General features: G+C 62.6%; 14 protein-coding genes. 12 read left to right on the forward strand and 2 right to left on the reverse strand.

Annotation, left to right across the window (positions count from 1 at the left end; all coding sequences use genetic code 11):
- Positions 1-21 precede the first annotated feature (21 nt).
- Positions 22-756, reverse strand: coding sequence for an SDR family oxidoreductase (locus B5527_RS15015; RefSeq protein WP_079602113.1), 735 nt, complete (start codon positions 754-756; stop codon positions 22-24).
- A gap of 124 nt (positions 757-880) precedes the next feature.
- Positions 881-2,689, reverse strand: a complete 1,809-nt coding sequence (locus B5527_RS15020; RefSeq protein ID WP_079602115.1) for an IlvD/Edd family dehydratase — start codon at positions 2,687-2,689, stop codon at positions 881-883.
- 219 nt (positions 2,690-2,908) lie between these two features.
- Here B5527_RS15020 and B5527_RS15025 point away from each other — a divergent pair, with 219 nt between their 5' ends.
- The 12 genes from B5527_RS15025 to B5527_RS15085 all read left to right on the forward strand — a co-directional run bounded on the left by B5527_RS15025 (position 2,909) and on the right by B5527_RS15085 (position 18,150).
- Positions 2,909-3,970 carry an ABC transporter ATP-binding protein gene (locus tag B5527_RS15025; RefSeq protein WP_079602117.1) on the forward strand — a complete coding sequence of 354 codons (1,062 nt, stop codon included), beginning with the start codon at positions 2,909-2,911 and terminating at the stop codon, positions 3,968-3,970.
- A gap of 55 nt (positions 3,971-4,025) precedes the next feature.
- On the forward strand, positions 4,026-5,348 hold the full coding sequence (locus B5527_RS15030; protein ID WP_079602118.1) for an ABC transporter substrate-binding protein: 1,323 nt from the start codon (positions 4,026-4,028) through the stop codon (positions 5,346-5,348).
- 118 nt (positions 5,349-5,466) lie between these two features.
- Positions 5,467-6,426 carry a carbohydrate ABC transporter permease gene (locus tag B5527_RS15035; RefSeq protein ID WP_079602120.1) on the forward strand — a complete coding sequence of 320 codons (960 nt, stop codon included), beginning with the start codon at positions 5,467-5,469 and terminating at the stop codon, positions 6,424-6,426.
- Complete coding sequence (locus B5527_RS15040; RefSeq protein ID WP_079602121.1) at positions 6,419-7,327, forward strand: carbohydrate ABC transporter permease; 909 nt, start codon at positions 6,419-6,421, stop codon at positions 7,325-7,327. The genes B5527_RS15035 and B5527_RS15040 overlap by 8 nt, the downstream gene beginning before the upstream one ends.
- Positions 7,328-7,526: 199 nt before the next feature.
- The gene (denD, locus tag B5527_RS15045) at positions 7,527-8,513 is read left to right on the forward strand and encodes a D-erythronate dehydrogenase (protein ID WP_079602123.1); all 987 of its coding nucleotides are present in this window, start codon (positions 7,527-7,529) and stop codon (positions 8,511-8,513) included.
- 284 nt (positions 8,514-8,797) lie between these two features.
- Positions 8,798-9,967 carry an acetyl-CoA acetyltransferase gene (locus tag B5527_RS15050; protein WP_079602125.1) on the forward strand — a complete coding sequence of 390 codons (1,170 nt, stop codon included), beginning with the start codon at positions 8,798-8,800 and terminating at the stop codon, positions 9,965-9,967.
- 911 nt (positions 9,968-10,878) lie between these two features.
- Positions 10,879-12,087, forward strand: coding sequence for a CaiB/BaiF CoA transferase family protein (locus tag B5527_RS15055; RefSeq protein WP_079602126.1), 1,209 nt, complete (start codon positions 10,879-10,881; stop codon positions 12,085-12,087).
- Between the two features lie 5 nt (positions 12,088-12,092).
- The gene (locus B5527_RS15060) at positions 12,093-13,259 is read left to right on the forward strand and encodes an acyl-CoA dehydrogenase family protein (protein WP_079602128.1); all 1,167 of its coding nucleotides are present in this window, start codon (positions 12,093-12,095) and stop codon (positions 13,257-13,259) included.
- Positions 13,260-13,409: 150 nt separating this feature from the next.
- The gene (locus tag B5527_RS15065) at positions 13,410-14,546 is read left to right on the forward strand and encodes a thiolase family protein (RefSeq protein ID WP_079602129.1); all 1,137 of its coding nucleotides are present in this window, start codon (positions 13,410-13,412) and stop codon (positions 14,544-14,546) included.
- On the forward strand, positions 14,543-14,908 hold the full coding sequence (locus tag B5527_RS15070) for a Zn-ribbon domain-containing OB-fold protein (RefSeq protein WP_079602131.1): 366 nt from the start codon (positions 14,543-14,545) through the stop codon (positions 14,906-14,908). The genes B5527_RS15065 and B5527_RS15070 overlap by 4 nt, the downstream gene beginning before the upstream one ends.
- Complete coding sequence (locus B5527_RS15075; protein WP_079602132.1) at positions 14,905-16,995, forward strand: acetate--CoA ligase family protein; 2,091 nt, start codon at positions 14,905-14,907, stop codon at positions 16,993-16,995. Before B5527_RS15070 ends, B5527_RS15075 begins: the two co-directional genes overlap by 4 nt.
- A gap of 630 nt (positions 16,996-17,625) precedes the next feature.
- On the forward strand, positions 17,626-18,150 hold the full coding sequence (locus B5527_RS15085) for a carboxymuconolactone decarboxylase family protein (RefSeq protein WP_079602135.1): 525 nt from the start codon (positions 17,626-17,628) through the stop codon (positions 18,148-18,150).
- Positions 18,151-18,163 lie beyond the last annotated feature (13 nt).

Here is an 18,163-nt window from a genome sequence, read left to right on the forward strand (position 1 = left end):
CGGAGGCCAAAGAGAGAATGCCTACAGCGTCCAGCCGCCGTCGATGATATGCGCAACGCCGGTGGTGAATGCGCTTTCGTCGCTGGCGAGATAGACCGCGAGCGACGCGATTTCCTCGGCGGTGCCGAGCCTCCCCATGGGCTGCCGGCTCACGAACATCTCTCGCCCCCCGGGTCCAACCGCGGTGGCGCGGTTGAGCATCGACGGCGTCTCGATGGTGCCGGGACAAATGCAGTTGCAGCGGATGCCCCTGGTGATGAAATCGGCGGCCACCGCGCGCGTCAGCGCCGCCACCGCGGCCTTGGTCGCGCCGTAGACGTAGCGGTTGGGCGCAGCCTTGAACACGCCGGCGGCAGACGAAATGTTCACGATCGAGCCATGGCCGGATTCCAGCATGCCCGGCAGGAAAGCCCGCAGCGTGCGGTGCATCGACTTGACGTTGATGTCGAACGAGAAATCCCAGTCGTCGTCGGAACAGTCGAGCACCGTGCCGTGATGCACGAAGCCCGCCGCGTTGAGCAGGATGTCGACCTTGCCGACGCGCTTGGCCATCGCGGCGACAGCGGCGGTATCGCGCACGTCGAGCTTTGCGACCTCCGACACACCCTCTTTGGCGAGCACCGCGAGGCCCTTTTCGTCGATGTCGGTTGCAAACACCGTGGCGCCCTCGCGCGCAAAGGCGATTGCCGAGGCCCGGCCGATTCCCGCCGCGCCGGCGGTCACGAATGCGCGTTTGCCCTTCAGGCGGTCTGACATGGCGTTCTCTCCCAAATTATCGATAGTTATTTCCGGTCATACGCGGGCTCGACCCGCGTATCCATCTTCTTTGAAGAAGGATGGATTGCCGGGTCAAGCCCGGCAACGACAGCTCAGATTCTCGCTAATGATTATCCCTGGCCACGCCGACCGTGCCGGCGATGTCGTGATAGCGGGTGGCGAACTCCATGCAGGCGCCGGTGGCCTGCTGGCCGACGGTGGAGCGGTAGAGTTCCTGCCACGGCGTCTGGTTGGCCGGATAGGGGAAGCCGCCCTTGGCTTTCAGTTCGGCGCGCCGCCGCTTCAGCTCCTCATCGGAAATCAGGATGTTGGCGCTGCCTTTATTCAGATCGATGCGAACCTTGTCGCCGGTCTTGAGGATGGCGAGCCCGCCGTCGGCCGCGGCTTCCGGCGTGGCGTTGAGGATCGACGGCGAGCCTGAGGTGCCGGACTGCCGGCCGTCGCCGATGCAAGGCAGGGACAGGATGCCGCGTTTGATCAGCGCCGCCGGCGGCTGCATGTTCACGACCTCGGCGCCGCCCGGATAGCCGATCGGTCCGGTGCCGCGCACGAACAGGATGCAGTGCTCGTCGATATCGAGCGAGGCATCGTCGATCCGCTTGTGATAATCCTCCGGGCCCTCGAACACGATGGCGCGGCCCTCGAACGCGTTCGGATCGCCGGGAGTGATCAGATAGCGATCGCGGAACTCCCGGGAGATCACGCTGGTCTTCATGATCGCGGAATCGAACAGGTTGCCGCGCAAGACAAGGAAACCGGCGTCTTTCACCAGTGGCTTGTCGTAACTCCGGATCACGTCGCCGTCGGGTTTCGGCGCATCGCGGCAGTTCTCGCCCATGGTGTGACCGTTGACGGTCATGGCGTCTTCGTGGATACGCTGGTGCGCCATCAATTCGCGCACCACGGACGGCACGCCGCCGGCGCGGTGATATTCCTCACCGAGATAAAAGCCGGCCGGCTGCATGTTCACCAGCAGCGGAATCTCGTGGCCGTATTTCTGCCAGTCGTCGATATCGAGTTCGACGCCGATATGGCGGGCCAGCGCGTTGATGTGGATCGGCGCGTTGGTCGAGCCGCCGATCGCCGAATTGACGACGATGCAGTTTTCGAACGCCTTTCGCGTCAGGATGTCGGACGGTTTCAGATCTTCCCAGACCATCCCGACGATGCGAGTGCCGGTCTCGTAGGCGATCTGGCCGCGCTCGCGGTAGGGCGCGGGGATCGCGGCGCAACCCGGCAGTGACATGCCCAAGGCCTCGGCCAGCGAATTCATTGTGGAGGCGGTGCCCATGGTGTTGCAGTGGCCGACCGACGGCGCCGACGAGGCCACGATGTTCATGAACTCCTCGTAGTCGATCTCGCCGGCGGCCAGCCGCTCGCGCGCTTTCCAGACCACGGTGCCGGAGCCGGAGCGCTCGCCATTGTGCCATCCGTTCAACATCGGCCCGCCGGACAATACGATCGCCGGGAGATTGACTGTTGCCGCCGCCATCAGGCAGGCGGGCGTAGTCTTGTCGCAGCCGGTGGTCAGCACCACGCCGTCCAGGGGATAGCCGAACAGTATTTCGACCAGGCCGAGATAGGCGAGATTGCGATCGAGCGCGGCGGTCGGGCGTTTGCCGGTCTCCTGGATCGGATGCATCGGAAATTCCATCGCGATGCCGCCGGCGGCACGGATGCCTTCCCGGACCCGATGCGCCAGTTCGAGGTGATGGCGGTTGCACGGCGAAAGGTCGTTGCCGGTCTGCGCGATGCCGATGATCGGCTTGCCGGCCTGCAGTTCGTGCCGGGTCAGGCCGTAGTTGAGGTAGCGCTCGAGATAAAGCGCGGTCATCCCGGGGTTGTGAGGGTTGTTGAACCACTCGCTGGAACGGAGTTTGCGCCTGGTGACGCCGGTAAGCGGCTTGTTCATTGTTTCTCCCGCACCGCACACGCCTTATTATTGTGCGTAATGTTCGTATTGGGGCTGGATGTTTGCATGTCAACGCCCCCTTCGCAACGTTCGCGGGAGCGGTAACAGCCTACGACTTTGATCCAACGACATCTCCGAAAAAGTCTGGTATGACCCCGGTCAAATAAAGGGACGACCGCCGCGTTCAACGCGGGGATCGCGTGAATTGGGAGGAAATGTATGTCGTCGGTGCAGATTCGCGACGTGCGAAAATCGTTTGGCGGCTTTGAAGTGCTGCACGGCGTATCGATCCCGATCGAGGACGGCGCCTTCGTCGTCCTGGTCGGCCCCTCCGGCTGCGGCAAATCGACCTTGCTGCGGATGCTGGCCGGGCTCGAAAACATCACTTCCGGGACGATTTCGATCGGCGACCGCGTCGTCAACAACGTCCAGCCCAAAGAACGCGACATCGCGATGGTGTTCCAGAATTATGCGCTCTATCCGCATATGACGGTCGCCGACAATATGGGATTTTCGCTGAAGCTGCGCGGCGCCAGCGCGGGCGAAATCAGCAAGGGGGTCGCGCGAGCGGCGGAAATCCTCGATTTGACGCCGCTGCTCGATCGTTATCCCCGGCAATTGTCCGGCGGACAGCGCCAGCGTGTGGCGATGGGTCGCGCCATCGTGCGCGATCCGCAGGTGTTCCTGTTCGACGAGCCGCTGTCGAACCTCGACGCCAAGCTGCGCGTGGCGATGCGCACCGAAATCAAGGAACTGCACCAGCGGCTGAAGACCACCACGGTCTACGTCACCCACGACCAGATCGAGGCCATGACCATGGCCGACAAGATCGTGGTGATGCATGACGGCGTCGTGGAGCAGATCGGCACGCCGCTGGAACTGTATGACCGGCCGGACAACCAGTTCGTCGCCGGCTTCATCGGCTCGCCCGCGATGAATTTCCTCAAAGGCAAGGTCAAGCTGAACGGCAGCGCAGGCTTCGAGGGCCCCAACGGCGTCAAGCTGCCGCTGGCTTCGGCGCCCGCCAATTCCGACGGCCGGCCCGCGGTGTACGGCGTCCGCCCCGAGCACTTCACCATCGCCGATGACGGCGCCGAAGCCGAGATCGTGGTGGTGGAACCGACGGGATCGGAAACCCAGGTCTTTGCGAAACTCGGCGGCGAGCAGGTCGTCGCCGTGTTCCGCGAACGCCATCAATTCAATCCAGGCGACAAGGTCCGGCTCAAGCCGGATCCCGCGCTGGTGCATCTGTTCGACGGAACGACGGGCAAGCGACTATAGGTTATCGAAGCAATTGGTCGATGAACGAGCCAATAAAACAGGGAGAATACGGAAGATGACTGATTTTATACCGGACCGGCGGTCTTTGCTCAAAGGCGGCGCCACCATGCTGGCTGCTGCGGCAACCATGTCGAGCGAACAACTGCTGGGCTACGCGAAGGCGTGGGCGCAGACCGCGCAGTGGAAGCCGGAAGCGGGAGCCAAGATCAACCTTTTGCGCTGGAAGCGCTTCGTGGAAGCCGAAGACGTCGCCTTCATGAAGATCGTCGATGCCTTCCAGAAGGCAACCGGCGTGACCATCAACGTGTCAAACGAATCCTATGACGATATCCAGCCCAAGGCGTCGGTCGCTGCCAACACCGGGCAGGGCCTCGACATGGTCTGGGGTCTTTATTCCCTGCCGTTCCTGTTCCCCAGCAAATGCACCGACATGACCGACGTCGCCGAATACCTCGGCAAGAAAGACGGCGGCTGGGCGCCCTCGGGCGAAGCCTACGGCAAGCTGGACGGCAAATGGATCGGCGTTCCCGTCGCGGCCACCGGCGGCCTCGTGAACTACCGCGTCGCGGCGGCCGAAAAGGCCGGCCACAAGGAATTCCCGAAAGACCTCGCCGGCTTTGCCGATCTGGTCAAGGGCATGAACAAGAACGGCACGCCCGCCGGCATGGCACTCGGCCACGCCTCGGGCGACGCCAATGGCTGGCTACACTGGGCGCTGTGGGCGCATGGCGGCAACTTGATCGACAAGGACAACAAGGTCATCGTCAACTCGCCGGAGACCGCGAAGGCGCTGGAGTACGTCAAGGGCCTCTACGACAACTTCGTGCCGGGCACCGCGTCCTGGAACGACAGCTCCAACAACAAGGCGTTCCTGGCGGGCCAGCTTCATCTGACGGTCAACGGCATTTCGATCTATGTCACGGCAAAGACAGAAAATCCGCAGATCGCCGCGGATATGAATCACGCCCATCTGCCGGCCGGCGTGGACGGCAAGACCCGCGAACTGCATCTCGGCTTCCCGATCCTGGTCTTCAACTTCACGAAATATCCGCAGGCCTGCAAAGCCTTCACCGCGTTCATGATGGAGCCCGAGCAGTTCAATCCCTGGGTCGAAGCCGCCCAAGGTTACCTTTCTCCGTTCCAGATCGGCTTCAACAAGAACCCGATCTGGACCGCGGATCCCAAGAACACGCCCTACCGCAACGTGGCCGAGACCGCGCAGACACCGGCGGGCATCGGCAAGATGGGTGAGAACGCCGCTGCCGCGATCGCCGACTTCGTCGTTGTCGACATGTTCGCCAACTACTGTACCGGACGCGAGGACGTGAAGACGGCGATGGCGTCGGCAGAACGTTCCGCCAAGCGCATCTTCCGATAGGAGAGAAGGCCGGCGCAGCCTGCTGCGCCGGCTTGTTTTATTTGGAAATCGGGACGACGCTCGGCGGCGACAGTCGAACCGCCGGGCGTCGTCCCGGGAATCTGGAGTGAGGAGCGGAATGACTACCGTCCAGACATTGATGCCTGTACCGGCAGCGGGCGTTGATACGCCGTCGCTTTGGATACGGCTGCGAACCAACCGCAACTGGATAGCGCTGTGGTTCATGCTGCCCGCGGCGGCGTTCCTGATCCTGTTCCTGGCCTATCCCTTGTTCCTTGGCGTCTGGATGAGCTTCACCGATGAACGTATCGGCCGTACCGGCGTTTTCATCGGCCTCGAGAATTACCAATGGCTGTGGGATGATTCCATCTTCTGGCTCTCGGTGTTCAATACGCTGCTCTATACGATCGTCGCGAGCGCCATCAAATTCGCGGTCGGCCTCTATCTCGCATTGCTGTTGAACCGGCACATGCCGTTCAAGGCGCTGATCCGCTCCGTCGTCCTGATCCCGTTCATCGTGCCGACCGTGCTCTCGGCGATCGCGTTCTGGTGGATCTACGACTCCCAGTTTTCAATTATTTCCTGGTCGCTGATCAGGCTCGGCCTGATCGACCACAACATCGATTTCCTCGGCGATGGCAATTTGGCGCGGGGCAGCGTGATCTTCGCCAATATCTGGCGCGGCGTTCCCTTTGTCGCGATCACGCTATTGGCCGGCCTGCAGACCGTGTCGCCCTCGCTGTACGAGGCGGCGACGCTGGATGGCGCCACCAACTGGCAACGCTTCCGCTTCATCACCTATCCGCTGCTGACGCCGATCATCGCGGTTGTCATGACCTTCTCGGTGCTGTTCACCTTCACGGACTTCCAGCTGGTCTGGGCCCTGACGCGCGGCGGACCGGTGAATGCCACGCATTTGATGGCCACCTTGAGTTATCAGCGCGGCATCATCAGCGGCCGGCTGGGCGAGGGGGCCGCGATTGCGACCGCCATGATCCCATTCCTGGCGGCCGCTATCGCGATTTCCTGGTTCGGCATGCAGCGCCGGAAATGGCAGCAAGGATCGAACAATGACTGATTCCGCCCTGCCATCGAAAGCGCCCCTATCCGCGCAAACCGACGACAGCGAAGGCATGAGCTTCCTGGAGTCGTTGCCGCGCCGCGTGGTGACGCTTTACCTGCCGCTGTTCGTGATCCTGGTCGTGCTGTTGTTTCCGTTCTACTGGATGGCGCTGACGTCGATCAAACCGGACGAACAACTGATCGACATGGACAAGTTCAACCCGTTCTGGGTGATCCATCCGACCTTCAAGCATATCAGCAAGCTGTTGTTCGAGACCCAGTATCCGAGATGGCTCTGGAACACGATGTATGTGGCGGTGGGAGCGACCACGCTCTCGATCATCGCCAGCGTGCTGGCGGCCTATGCCATCGTACGCCTGCGATTCAAGGGCGCGGAAGCGGTCGGCGTGCTGATCTTCTTTGCCTATCTGGTGCCGCCGTCGATCCTGTTCATTCCGCTCGCGTCCGTCATTCAGGCCTATGGCCTGTTCGATTCGCCGCTGTCGCTGATCCTGGTCTACCCGACGCTGCTGATTCCGTTCTCGACCTGGCTGCTGATGGGATATTTCAAGACCATTCCTTATGAGCTGGAGGAATGCGCATTGATCGACGGCGCATCGCGCTGGCAGATCCTCACGCGGATCGTGGTACCGCTGGCGATTCCGGGCCTGATCTCGGCCTTCATCTTCTCCTTCACGCTGTGCTGGAACGAGTTCATCTACGCGCTCACCTTCCTGCAATCGACGCCGAACAAAACGGTTCCGGTGGCGATCGTGAATGAATTCGTGGACGGCGATATCTACAAGTGGGGATCGCTGATGGCCGGCGCGCTGGTCGGCTCGCTGCCGCTGGTCATCCTTTACGCGTTCTTTGTCGAGCATTACGTATCGGCGATGACCGGTGCCGTGAAGGAGTAGGCGCGGACCTTGTGCACCGCTCTTCGACGAGTTATCGGTTCGAGAATCCACACACTCGGACCCTCATCCTGAGGAGCGCGCACTTGGCGCGCGTCTCGAAGGATGGCAGCTTGCACAGTCCGTGGCATCCTTCGAGACGCATCGCTTCGCGATGCTCCTCAGGATGAGGCAGCAACCAAGAACAAAAAGGAGTTGGGTCTTGCATATTCTGGTTCTCGGCGCCGCCGGCATGGTCGGGCGCAAATTGACCGATCGGCTGCTGCGCGACGGGCGTCTCGGCAAGACCGACATCAACCGCATGACGCTGCAGGACGTGGTTGCTCCGGCGGAGCGTCCGAATCCCGGATTTCCGGTCGAGGTCGTGACCTGCGATTTTGCGGTGCCGGGCGCCGCCGAAAAGCTGGTCGCGGACCGCCCTGACGTGATCTTCCATCTGGCGGCGATCGTCTCCGGCGAGGCCGAACTCGATTTCGACAAGGGCTATCGCATCAATCTCGACGGCACCCGGATGCTGCTCGATGCGATCCGCCTCATCGGCGGCGGCTACAAGCCGCGCGTGGTGTTCACCTCATCGATCGCGGTGTTCGGCGCGCCGTTTCCGGACGCGATCGGCGACGAGTTCTTCCACACTCCGCTCTTGAGTTACGGCACCCAGAAGGCGATCGACGAACTGCTGCTGGCGGATTATTCGCGCCGCGGCTTCATGGACGGCGTCGGCATCCGCCTGCCGACCATCTGCATCCGTCCCGGCCTGCCCAACAAGGCGGCATCGGGCTTCTTCTCCAACATCCTGCGCGAACCGCTGGCCGGCAAGGAAGTGGTGCTGCCGGTATCCGAGGATGTCCGGCACTGGCACGCCACCCCGCGTTCGGCGGTCGGTTTCCTCTTGCACGCCGCAACCATCGATAGCGCGGTCGTCGGCCCGCGCCGCAACCTCACCATGCCCGGGCTTTCGGCGACCGTCGGCGAACAGATCGCCGCGCTGAAGCGGGTAGCCGGTGACAAGGTGGCGGCGCGGATCAAGCGCGAGCCTGATCCGTTCATCATGGGCATTGTCAGCGGCTGGCCGCGCAATTTCGCACCGAAGCGGGCGCTGGAACTCGGCTTCACGACCGCCGAAAAGACCTTCGACGACATCATCCGGATTCACATCGAGGACGAATTGGGTGGTAAGTTCGCCGCCTGATTTGTTGCCAGTGGGGAGCTTCCATGAAACCAATCGGTTCGGGAATTCACACTCAGCGGCCTCACACCCACCGGCCTCATCCTGAGGAGCGCGCACTTCGCGCGCGTCTCGAAGGATGGCAGCTTGCACAAATGTCATCTGTGGCCATCCTTCGAGACGCATCGCTTTCGCGACGCTCCTCCAGCGATAACGGCGAAGCCGTTACGCGGGGATGAGGGGGTAACGGCGATTTTGATACCATTCGAACTCAGGAAACGCAGTACGAGACCCATAGGAGACCAGCCATGACAGCCAGCATCGTCGGATGGGCGCATACGCCGTTCGGCAAGTTCGATAACGAAACCGTCGAAAGCCTCGTGGTCAAGGTCGCGACCGACGCGCTCGCCGACGCCGGCATTTCCGCTGCTGACGTCGACGAAATCGTGCTCGGGCATTTCAACGCCGGCTTCTCGCCGCAGGATTTTACCGCGTCGCTGGTGCTGCAGGCCGATCCGCAATTGCGCTTCAAGCCGGCGACCCGGGTCGAGAATGCCTGCGCCACCGGATCGGCGGCGGTGCACCAGGGCATCCGCGCGATTGCGTCGGGTGCTGCGAAGATTGTGCTCGTGGTCGGCGTCGAGCAGATGACGCGCACGCCCGCGGCCGAGATCGGCAGGAACCTGCTGAAGGCGTCGTATCTGCCTGAGGACGGCGACACCCCCGGCGGTTTCGCCGGCGTGTTCGGCAAGATCGCGCAAGACTATTTCCAGAAATACGGCGACCAGTCCGATGCGCTGGCGATGATCGCCGCCAAGAACCACAAGAACGGCGTCGCCAATCCCTATGCGCAGATGCGCAAGGATTTCGGTTACGAGTTCTGCCGTTCCGAGAGCGAGAAGAATCCGTTCGTGGCGGGGCCGCTGAAGCGCACCGATTGCTCGCTGGTATCGGACGGCGCCGCAGCACTTGTGCTGATGGATGCCGAAGCCGCCAAGTCGATGGGCAAGGCGGTCAACATCCGGGCCACCGCGCATGCCCAGGATTTCCTGCCGATGTCGAAGCGCGACATTTTGCAGTTCGAAGGCTGCACCGTGGCATGGCAGCGCGCGCTCCAGTCGGCCGGCGTGCAGCTTTCCGATCTCTCGTTTGTGGAGACCCACGACTGCTTCACCGTCGCCGAACTGATCGAATACGAGGCGATGGGGCTGACGCCCCGAGGGCAGGGCGCCCGCGCGATCAAAGAAGGCTGGACCCAGAAGGACGGCAAGCTGCCGATCAATCCGTCCGGCGGATTGAAGTCCAAAGGGCACCCGATCGGCGCCACCGGCGTCTCCATGCATGTGATGACGGCGATGCAGCTGGTGGGTCAGGCGCCCGAGGGCATGCAGATCAAGAATGCAAAACTCGCGGGCATCTTCAACATGGGCGGTGCGGCGGTCGCGAATTACGTCTCGGTGCTGGAGCCCGCGAAGTAGGAAACTCACCACCTCGTCCCCTGCGAAAGTTTCGCAGGGACGACACCGCTTTACGATGAAGCAGCACTCAATTCGATAGGCAGCGCCTGCGCGCGTATCAACTGATTTGCCCGACGGGCGCGCGGCTGAATTTCCTGTCCAGCCCCTTTTGAAAAAATATTCTGGTTTTCCGAAGTGGCAAATCATTGTATATCTCTCGCCGTCCTGTCCCACTCAGAGGGGCGGCTCGCGACGTCACGGACGCGGGGCGGGATGCGGTGGACGCGGCGGCGCGCTTGACGGGCGTTGCTTGCAGCGGACGGCGAAGACGTGTGGTCCTGACACCCCGACGCTGGTGTCAAGTTGGCGGGTAACCGCTGACGACGGTGGCAAGAAAGCCGATCACCGGGGAGAGCACGGTATAAGCCGTAAACCATTGCGTGCGGGAATGTCGGGTGATTTCCGATGGCTCGCTGTGAATACTCGTGTGCATACTACTACCAATATGCGCACACGAGGCTGCGGGTGCATCGGGCGCCCGGCATTCCCCACGCCCTCTAGGTTCAAAGGGCGAAAAATTCAGGCATCACCCGGGCGCATCGCGCCGCGGGATCGCGAAGGTGTGTCTGGAATTGAAGATAGATGGATTGGGGCTCGATGTCCCGGCAACGGCGGTGCGCTCCCTCGCCCCGTTCTTCACGGGGAGAGGGTGGGGTGAGGGGCTCTCTCGACGAGTTTGACTTGCGGATGGTCCCCCTCACCCGGATCGCATCTGCGATGCGATCCGACCTCTCCCCGCAAGCGGGGCGAGGTGAACCGCGGCGCATACCCCCATACGCCGGCCAACCCTTGATCTTGCCTGCCCGCTGCCGTTACTAGGCTGAGGAAATAAAGGCGATGCGCCGCACGCACATCTCGGGAGAAAAAAATCCATGGGACCGCTGGAGGGCGTCAAGGTCATCGACATGACGACCGTGCTGATGGGGCCCTATGCCACCCAGATGTTCGGCGACTACGGCGCCGACGTCATCAAGGTCGAAACGCTTGACGGCGACGTGACGCGGCTGATCGGGCCGACCCGTCATCCCGGCATGGGTCCCGTGTTCCTCAACACCAACCGCAGCAAGCGCTCGATCTGCCTCGATCTGAAAAACCCTGCCGGGCGCGACGTGGTGCTGCGGCTGATCGCATCGGCCGATGTGCTGGTCTACAACGTGCGGCCGCAGGCGATGGCGCGGCTGCAACTCGGCTACGACGTGGTCTCGAAAATCAATCCGCGTTTGATCTATGCCGGGGTATTTGGTTTTGGTCAGGACGGACCTTACGCGACAAAACCCGCCTATGACGACCTGATCCAGGGCGCGACCGCGCTTCCGGCGCTGATGGCGCAGACCGGCGACGGCGTGCCGCGCTATGTGCCGAATGCGCTGGTCGACCGCATCGTCGGGCTGACGGCGGTGGGCGCGATCTGCGCCAGCCTGGTGCATCGCGACCGCACGGGGCGCGGCCAGCGGGTGGATATCCCGATGTTCGAGACCATGGCGAGTTTTGTCATGGGGGACCATCTGGGTGGTCTGACCTACGAGCCGCCGCTCGACAAGGGCGGCTATGCGCGCCATCTGTCGCGCGACCGCCGGCCATACAAAACCTCTGACGGCTATATCTGCGTGATCGTCTACAACGACAAGCAGTGGGAGAACTTCTTCAAAGCCACCGGCCGCGACGATCTGCGCAACGATCCGAAATTCGCAACGTTTGCCGGGCGCGCGGTGAATATTGATACCGTCTATGCCGAACTGGCCCGCATCTTCGAGACCCGCACCACCGCGGAATGGACCGAACTGCTCAACAAGGCCGACGTGCCGGTCATGCCGATGCATGATCTCGAGAGCATGTTGCAGGACCCGCATTTGATCGCGACCGATTTCTTTCCGGTCGTGAATCATCCGACCGAAGGTCCGATCCGCAACATGAAGGTGGCGGCCACCTGGTCGGAGACACCGGTGGAGCCGGAGCGCCTGGCGCCGCGCCTCGGCGAGAACGGCGTGGAAATTTTGCAGCAAGCCGGCTTCTCCGCCGACGAAATTGCCGCATTGGTGCGCGATGGCGTCACCAGAGCCGCCGACACGCCACGGGATTGAGACGCATGGATTTTGCGCTGACCGCCAACCAGGAATCGATCCGCGACGCCGTTGCAAAAATCTGCGCGCGGTTCGACGATGCCTATTGGCTGAAGAAGGACAAGGAGGGTGGTTTCCCGGCCGATTTCCACAAGGCGCTGGCCGATGCCGGCTGGCTCGGCATCTGCATTCCCGAGGCCTATGGCGGCTCGGGCCTCGGCATATCAGATGCCGCCATCATGATGCGCACGATAGCGGAATCCGGCGCCGGCATGTCCGGCGCCTCCGCCGTCCACATGAATGTGTTCGGACTCAATCCCGTCGTGGTGTTCGGCAACGAAGAACAATGCAAGCGGATGTTGCCGCCGATCGTCGATGGCACGCGGAGGGCCTGCTTTGCGGTGACCGAGCCCAATACCGGCCTCAACACCACGCAACTGAAAACACGCGCGGTACGCAGCGGCGACAAATACATCGTCAATGGCCAGAAGGTCTGGATCTCCACCGCGCAGGTCGCCGAGAAGATTCTGCTGCTGGCACGCACCACGCCGCTGGAAGATGTGAAGAAACCGACCCACGGCTTGAGCCTGTTTTATACCGATTTCGACCGTAGCCGTATCGCCGTGCACGAGATCGAGAAGATGGGCCGCAAGGCCGTCGACTCCAACGAACTGTTCATCGAAAATTTTGAAATTCCGCTCGAAGACCGCCTCGGCGAGGAAGGCCGAGGTTTCGAATACATCCTGCATGGTATGAATCCGGAGCGGATCCTGATTGCCGCCGAAGCGGTCGGGCTCGGCAAGCTGGCGCTGTCTCGCGCCGCCGCCTACGCCAAAGAGCGCAACGTGTTCAACCGTCCGATCGGCAAGAACCAGGCGATCCAGCATCCGCTGGCGAAGAACTGGATGGAGCTCGAAGCCGCCTGGCTGATGACGCTGTCGGCCGGCTGGCAATACGATCAGGGCCAGCCGTGCGGCCCGGCGGCGAATGCCGCGAAATATCTCGCCGGCGAGGCGGGGTATCAGGCCTGTGAGCAGGCCGTCATGACGCACGGCGGCTTCGGCTACGCCAAGGAGTATCATGTCGAGCGATACCTGCGGGAATCCCTGATTCCGCGCATCGCCCCGATCAGCCCGCAGCTCATTCTCAGTTTTATCGCCGAGAAGGTGCTGGGCCTGCCGAAGTCGTATTGAAATGGCGGAAATTTCTCAGCCGTCATTCCGGGATGCGCCGCAAGGCGCAGACCCGGAATCTCGAGATTCCCCGATGTGCAATGCACATCTGAGGTTCGCATCTTCGATGCACCCCGGAATGACGTGGATGGAGTTCGAGATGGTGCGTCCATGAGCTTCATCACCGGCGTCGGTCTCACCGCATACGGCAAACACCAAGGCGCTTCCTCGCTCGACCTCATGAGCAAGGCGGCGGAACTTGCGATATCGGATGCCGGGCTGAAACGCGCCGAGATCGACGGCGTCCTCTGCGGCTACTCGACCGTCGCGCCGCACATCATGCTGGCGACCGTGTTCGCCGAGCATTTCGGCATTCGCCCGGCTTACGCGCACGCGGTGCAGGTCGGCGGCGCCACCGGTCTGGCGATGACCATGCTGGCGCATCACCTGGTCGAAGCCAAAGTGGTAAAACACATGCTGGTCGTGGCAGGCGAAAACCGGCTCACCGGGCAGAGCCGCGACGCCTCGATCCTGGCGCTGGCGCAGGTCGGACATCCCGATTACGAGGTGCCGTTGGGGCCGACCATTCCGGCCTATTATGGCCTTGTCGCCTCGCGCTACATGCACGAATACGGCGTGACGCAGGAAGACCTCGCTGAGTTCGCGGTGCTGATGCGCACCCACGCGCTGAGCCATCCCGGAGCGCAGTTTCACGAGGCCATCACGGTGGCCGATGTGATGGCCTCGAAGCCGGTGGCGCTGCCCCTGAAACTGCTGGATTGCTGTCCAGTGTCGGACGGCGGCGCGGCGTTTGTCGTCAGCCGCGAACGCACCGGCGAGACCGGCGTGCGCGTCGCCGGCTGCGCGCAGGCGCATACCCATCAGCATGTCACGGCGGCGCCTGCCTTGAGCGAACTCGGCGCCGAGATCGCGGTCGCGCGGGCGAAGGCCGCATCCGGCATCGATGTCTCTGACGTGCGCTACGCCGCGGTCTATGACAGTTTTACCATCACGCTGGCGATGCTGCTGGAGGACCTTGGACTTGCCGGGCGCGGCGAGGCGGCGGCGCGGGTGCGATCGGGGCATTTCAACCGCGATGGCGCGATGCCGCTCAACACCCATGGCGGTCTTCTGAGTTACGGCCATTGCGGCGTCGGCGGCGCGATGGCGCATCTGGTCGAAACCTATCTGCAGATGACGGGGCGCGCGGGAAAGCGCCAGGTGCGCGATGCCTCGATCGCGCTGCTGCATGGCGACGCCGGCGTGCTGTCGTCGCATGTCAGCATGTTCCTGGAGCGGGTGCGATGAGCGGCGGCAAAATCGCGGACTGGACCTCCGGCGAAGAGGCGATCGTCTACCAATCCTGCACGGCCTGCGGCAGCTTGCAATATTTCCGACGCAGCTTCTGTGCTATCTGCGGCGCGCCCGACCCGGTGGAAAAGCGCGCCAGCGGCGAGGGCACGGTCTACGCCACCTCGCTGGTGTGCCGCGCCGCCACGCCGGAAACCCGCGCGCACGTTCCCTACAACATCGTTCTCGTCGACACGTCAGAGGGCTTTCGCATGATGGCCCACGGCGACAACGATCTTTCCATCGGCGACAAGGTCACCGCGCGATTTGCACGGTTCGCCGGCCGCCTCGTTCCCCATTTCGCAAGGACCAAACCATGAGCCGCCTCAAGGCCGCCCTCGATCCGCGTTCGATCGCCATCATCGGCGCGTCGGAAAATCCCAACAAGGTCGGCGGCCGGCCGGTGCATTACCTCGACAAGTTCGGCTTCAAGGGCAAAATCTTCCCGATCAATCCGTCGCGCGCGGAGGTGCAGGGTTACACTTGCTACAGGAGCCTCGCGGATTTGCCGGAGGCCCCGGAAATGGTGATCGTCGCGGTCGCCGGCGACAACGCCATCGGCGCGGTGGAGGATTGCGCCGCGCATGGCGTCAAGGTGGCGGTGGTGATGGCGTCCGGCTTCGGCGAGGTCGATGCGGTCGCCGGCAAGGCCAAGGAGCGGCGGATGGTCGAGGCCGCGCACAGGGCCGGCATGCGCATCGTCGGGCCGAATTCGCAAGGCCTCGCCAATTTCGGCACCGGCGCGATTGCGAGTTTTTCGACCATGTTCATGGACATGGACCGCGCCGAGGGCCATGTCGCCATGCTCAGCCAGAGCGGTGCATTGTCGACGGTGCCGGTCGGCTTCCTCCGCCAGCGCGGCATCGGCGTCCGCCATACCCATGCCACCGGCAACGATGCCGACATTTCCGTCGGCGAACTCGCGGTGGCCGTCGCCGAGGATCCCGAAGTAAAACTGCTGCTGCTTTATCTCGAGAGCATCCCCGAGAAAAAATATCTGGAAGAACTCGCGGCCGTAGCACTCGATCGCGACCTGCCGGTGATCGCGCTGAAGTCGGGCCGGTCCGAAGCCGGGCGCCAGGCCGCGCAATCGCATACCGGCGCGCTCGCCAACGAGGACCGGGTGGTCGATGCATTTTTCGAACATCACGGCATCTGGCGCGCGCCGGACATGCGCGGACTGGTGGAGGCGACGGAGCTTTATCTGAAGGGCTGGAAGCCCAAGGGAAGACGGCTGGTGGCGATCAGCAATTCCGGCGCGGTGTGTGTCTTGACCGCCGACGCCGCAACCGCGGTCGGCATGCCCATGGCAAAGCTTTCACCGGAAACCGACAAGAAACTAAAGGGCATCCTGCCGAGCTTTGCCACCACCACCAACCCGATCGATCTCACCGCGGCGCTGTTATCCAACGGTCGGCTGTTCGGCGACATCCTGCCGGTCATTGCGGAAGACCCGACGGCCGACGCGTTCCTGATCGGCGTTCCCGTCGCCGGTCCCGGCTATGACGTCGAAGCGTTCGCGCGCGACTCTGCCGCCTTCGGCAGGCAGACCGGAAAGCCGCTGGTGATCGCGGCAACGCAACGCAGCGTCGCCGATCAATTTTCGTCCGAAGGCCTGTCGGTATTTCCGACCGAGACCGAGGCGGTGTCGGCGCTGCATCAGTATCTCGCCCATCGTGAATTGATGGCGCGCACGCTCGCGCGCAAGGCAACGCGCGCCAGGCTTGCTCCGCCGTCGATTTCATCTGATGCGATGACGATGCTCAACGAGGCCGACAGCCTCGCCTTGCTGGCCGCGCGCGGCATTCCCGTGGTGCCGCACCGGTTGTGCCGGTCGCGTGCCGAGGCGATCGCGGCATTCGAGGCGATCGGCGGGCCCGTCGTGGTCAAGGGATGCTCGGCCGATATCGCGCACAAGTCCGAGCTTGGGCTGGTGAAGCTCGGCGTCAGGACCCGCGAGGAGGCCGGCGAAGTCTGGGCGCAGATGGAAGGCATCATCCGCAAGCACGGCGCCCGCTTCGACGGCGTTATAACAGCCGCGATGGCCACCGGGCGCCGCGAAATCATGATCGGCGCGCATCGCGATCCCGTGTTCGGTCCGGTGGTCGCGGTCGGCGACGGCGGCAAATATGTCGAGGTCTTTCGCGATACTGCGCTGCTGTTGCCGCCGTTCTCGAAAGACGATGTGAGGGAGGCACTTGGAAAGCTGCGGATCGCGGCATTATTCGCAGGCGTGCGCGGCGAGCCGCCGATGGATATCGATGCGCTCTGCGACGCCGTCGTTGGGATCGGCGAACTGATGCTGGATCCCGCGGCCAAGGCGATGAGCCTGGATCTCAATCCGGTACTGCTCGACAGCGCCGGCAAGGGCTGCGTGGTGGTGGATGCGGTGGTGTTCCAGGGATGACTCCGCCGTCATTGCGAGCTCAGCGAAGCTATCCAAGCCGTCATTCCGGGGCGGTGCGAAGCATCGAACCCGGAATCTCGAGATTCCGGGTCTGGTGCTAGCGCACCATCCACGATGTGCATTGAACATCTGAGGTCTGGTGCTAACGCTGACACTGTCACCGCGAGTAAAAAATAAAGCTGGCGATGACGAGCATTGCCGCCACCGCCAGCATTTGCGCGAGCATTTCCGAGGCCGCCCTTTTGGTGGCTTCCTTCATGCCGTTCTCCCTAGACTTGGGCGCGAGTCATCGTTGCCCGCGAAGGCAAGATGGCTCGACTATTTTTTACTCGGAACACCCCACGACGAGTATTCGCTTGATTTGATAATTTGAGTCCCCACTCAGCGAATATCGACTATGCGAAGGTCGAACAGTATTGCGGCGGCAATTTGACTCGCGCGTGACGAGATTTGTGAGCGGCAGCTCCGACGAATTCCAGCCGAACCTGTTGGCGTTCGGCGGCGCGGTTGATTTTTGCGAGGCGGCGCAAGCTGTTGATCCCGCGACATCCGCCCGATACTGTTTCGAACGGAACCCGCCATTCGATAAAAAACAGCTCGCGACTGGCATCGCAGAATCCAAGGTGAAGCATGGCCCGCATCGACTATTGCGATACTTCGAAATCGAGCGAACGCACCCGTGAAATCCTGGGCAAGAACCGCAACGCAAATATTTTCCGGATGATGGCGCACTCGCCGAGCTATTTTGAGCAATATTGCCGGCTCGGCGGCGCGATCCGCCACAAGGGCGAACTGGATCCGGTGGTGCGCGAACTTGCGATCACGCGCACCGGAATTCTCTGTGAGGCGCCTTACGAGGTGGTGGCGCACAAGCGCATCGGCAAGAATGTGGGCGTCACCGACGAACAAAACGCCGCACTGGAGGACTGGAAATCCGCCACCTGCTTCGACGACGTGCAGCGCGCGGCGCTCGCCTTCACCGATGAAATCGTCGCGCTCCGCCGTCCGACCGATGCGACGTTCAACGCCATTGCGGCCAAACTGACGCCGGCGGCGTTGATCGAATTGCAGCTCTCGGTCGGATTCTACATCATGACGTCGAAGTTTCTGGAAACGTTTGGCATCGACATGCAGCCGGTAAGTGAAGTGGTTTGAACCGCCGATCGCG

The organism is Bradyrhizobium erythrophlei (assembly GCF_900129425.1).
GTDB lineage: Bacteria > Pseudomonadota > Alphaproteobacteria > Rhizobiales > Xanthobacteraceae > Bradyrhizobium > Bradyrhizobium erythrophlei_C.

What these genes read in the sequence shown, in the direction of transcription:
- B5527_RS15085 (WP_079602135.1), top strand. Translation starts at nt 17,626, where the DNA reads ATGGCCCGCATCGACTATTGCGATACTTCGAAATCGAGCGAACGCACC.
- B5527_RS15070 (WP_079602131.1), top strand. Translation starts at nt 14,543, where the DNA reads ATGAGCGGCGGCAAAATCGCGGACTGGACCTCCGGCGAAGAGGCGATC.
- B5527_RS15065 (WP_079602129.1), top strand. Translation starts at nt 13,410, where the DNA reads ATGAGCTTCATCACCGGCGTCGGTCTCACCGCATACGGCAAACACCAA.
- B5527_RS15060 (WP_079602128.1), top strand. Translation starts at nt 12,093, where the DNA reads ATGGATTTTGCGCTGACCGCCAACCAGGAATCGATCCGCGACGCCGTT.
- B5527_RS15055 (WP_079602126.1), top strand. Translation starts at nt 10,879, where the DNA reads ATGGGACCGCTGGAGGGCGTCAAGGTCATCGACATGACGACCGTGCTG.
- B5527_RS15030 (WP_079602118.1), top strand. Translation starts at nt 4,026, where the DNA reads ATGACTGATTTTATACCGGACCGGCGGTCTTTGCTCAAAGGCGGCGCC.
- B5527_RS15040 (WP_079602121.1), top strand. Translation starts at nt 6,419, where the DNA reads ATGACTGATTCCGCCCTGCCATCGAAAGCGCCCCTATCCGCGCAAACC.
- B5527_RS15025 (WP_079602117.1), top strand. Translation starts at nt 2,909, where the DNA reads ATGTCGTCGGTGCAGATTCGCGACGTGCGAAAATCGTTTGGCGGCTTT.
- B5527_RS15075 (WP_079602132.1), top strand. Translation starts at nt 14,905, where the DNA reads ATGAGCCGCCTCAAGGCCGCCCTCGATCCGCGTTCGATCGCCATCATC.
- B5527_RS15020 (WP_079602115.1), bottom strand. Translation starts at nt 2,689, where the DNA reads ATGAACAAGCCGCTTACCGGCGTCACCAGGCGCAAACTCCGTTCCAGC.
- B5527_RS15015 (WP_079602113.1), bottom strand. Translation starts at nt 756, where the DNA reads ATGTCAGACCGCCTGAAGGGCAAACGCGCATTCGTGACCGCCGGCGCG.
- B5527_RS15050 (WP_079602125.1), top strand. Translation starts at nt 8,798, where the DNA reads ATGACAGCCAGCATCGTCGGATGGGCGCATACGCCGTTCGGCAAGTTC.
- B5527_RS15035 (WP_079602120.1), top strand. Translation starts at nt 5,467, where the DNA reads ATGACTACCGTCCAGACATTGATGCCTGTACCGGCAGCGGGCGTTGAT.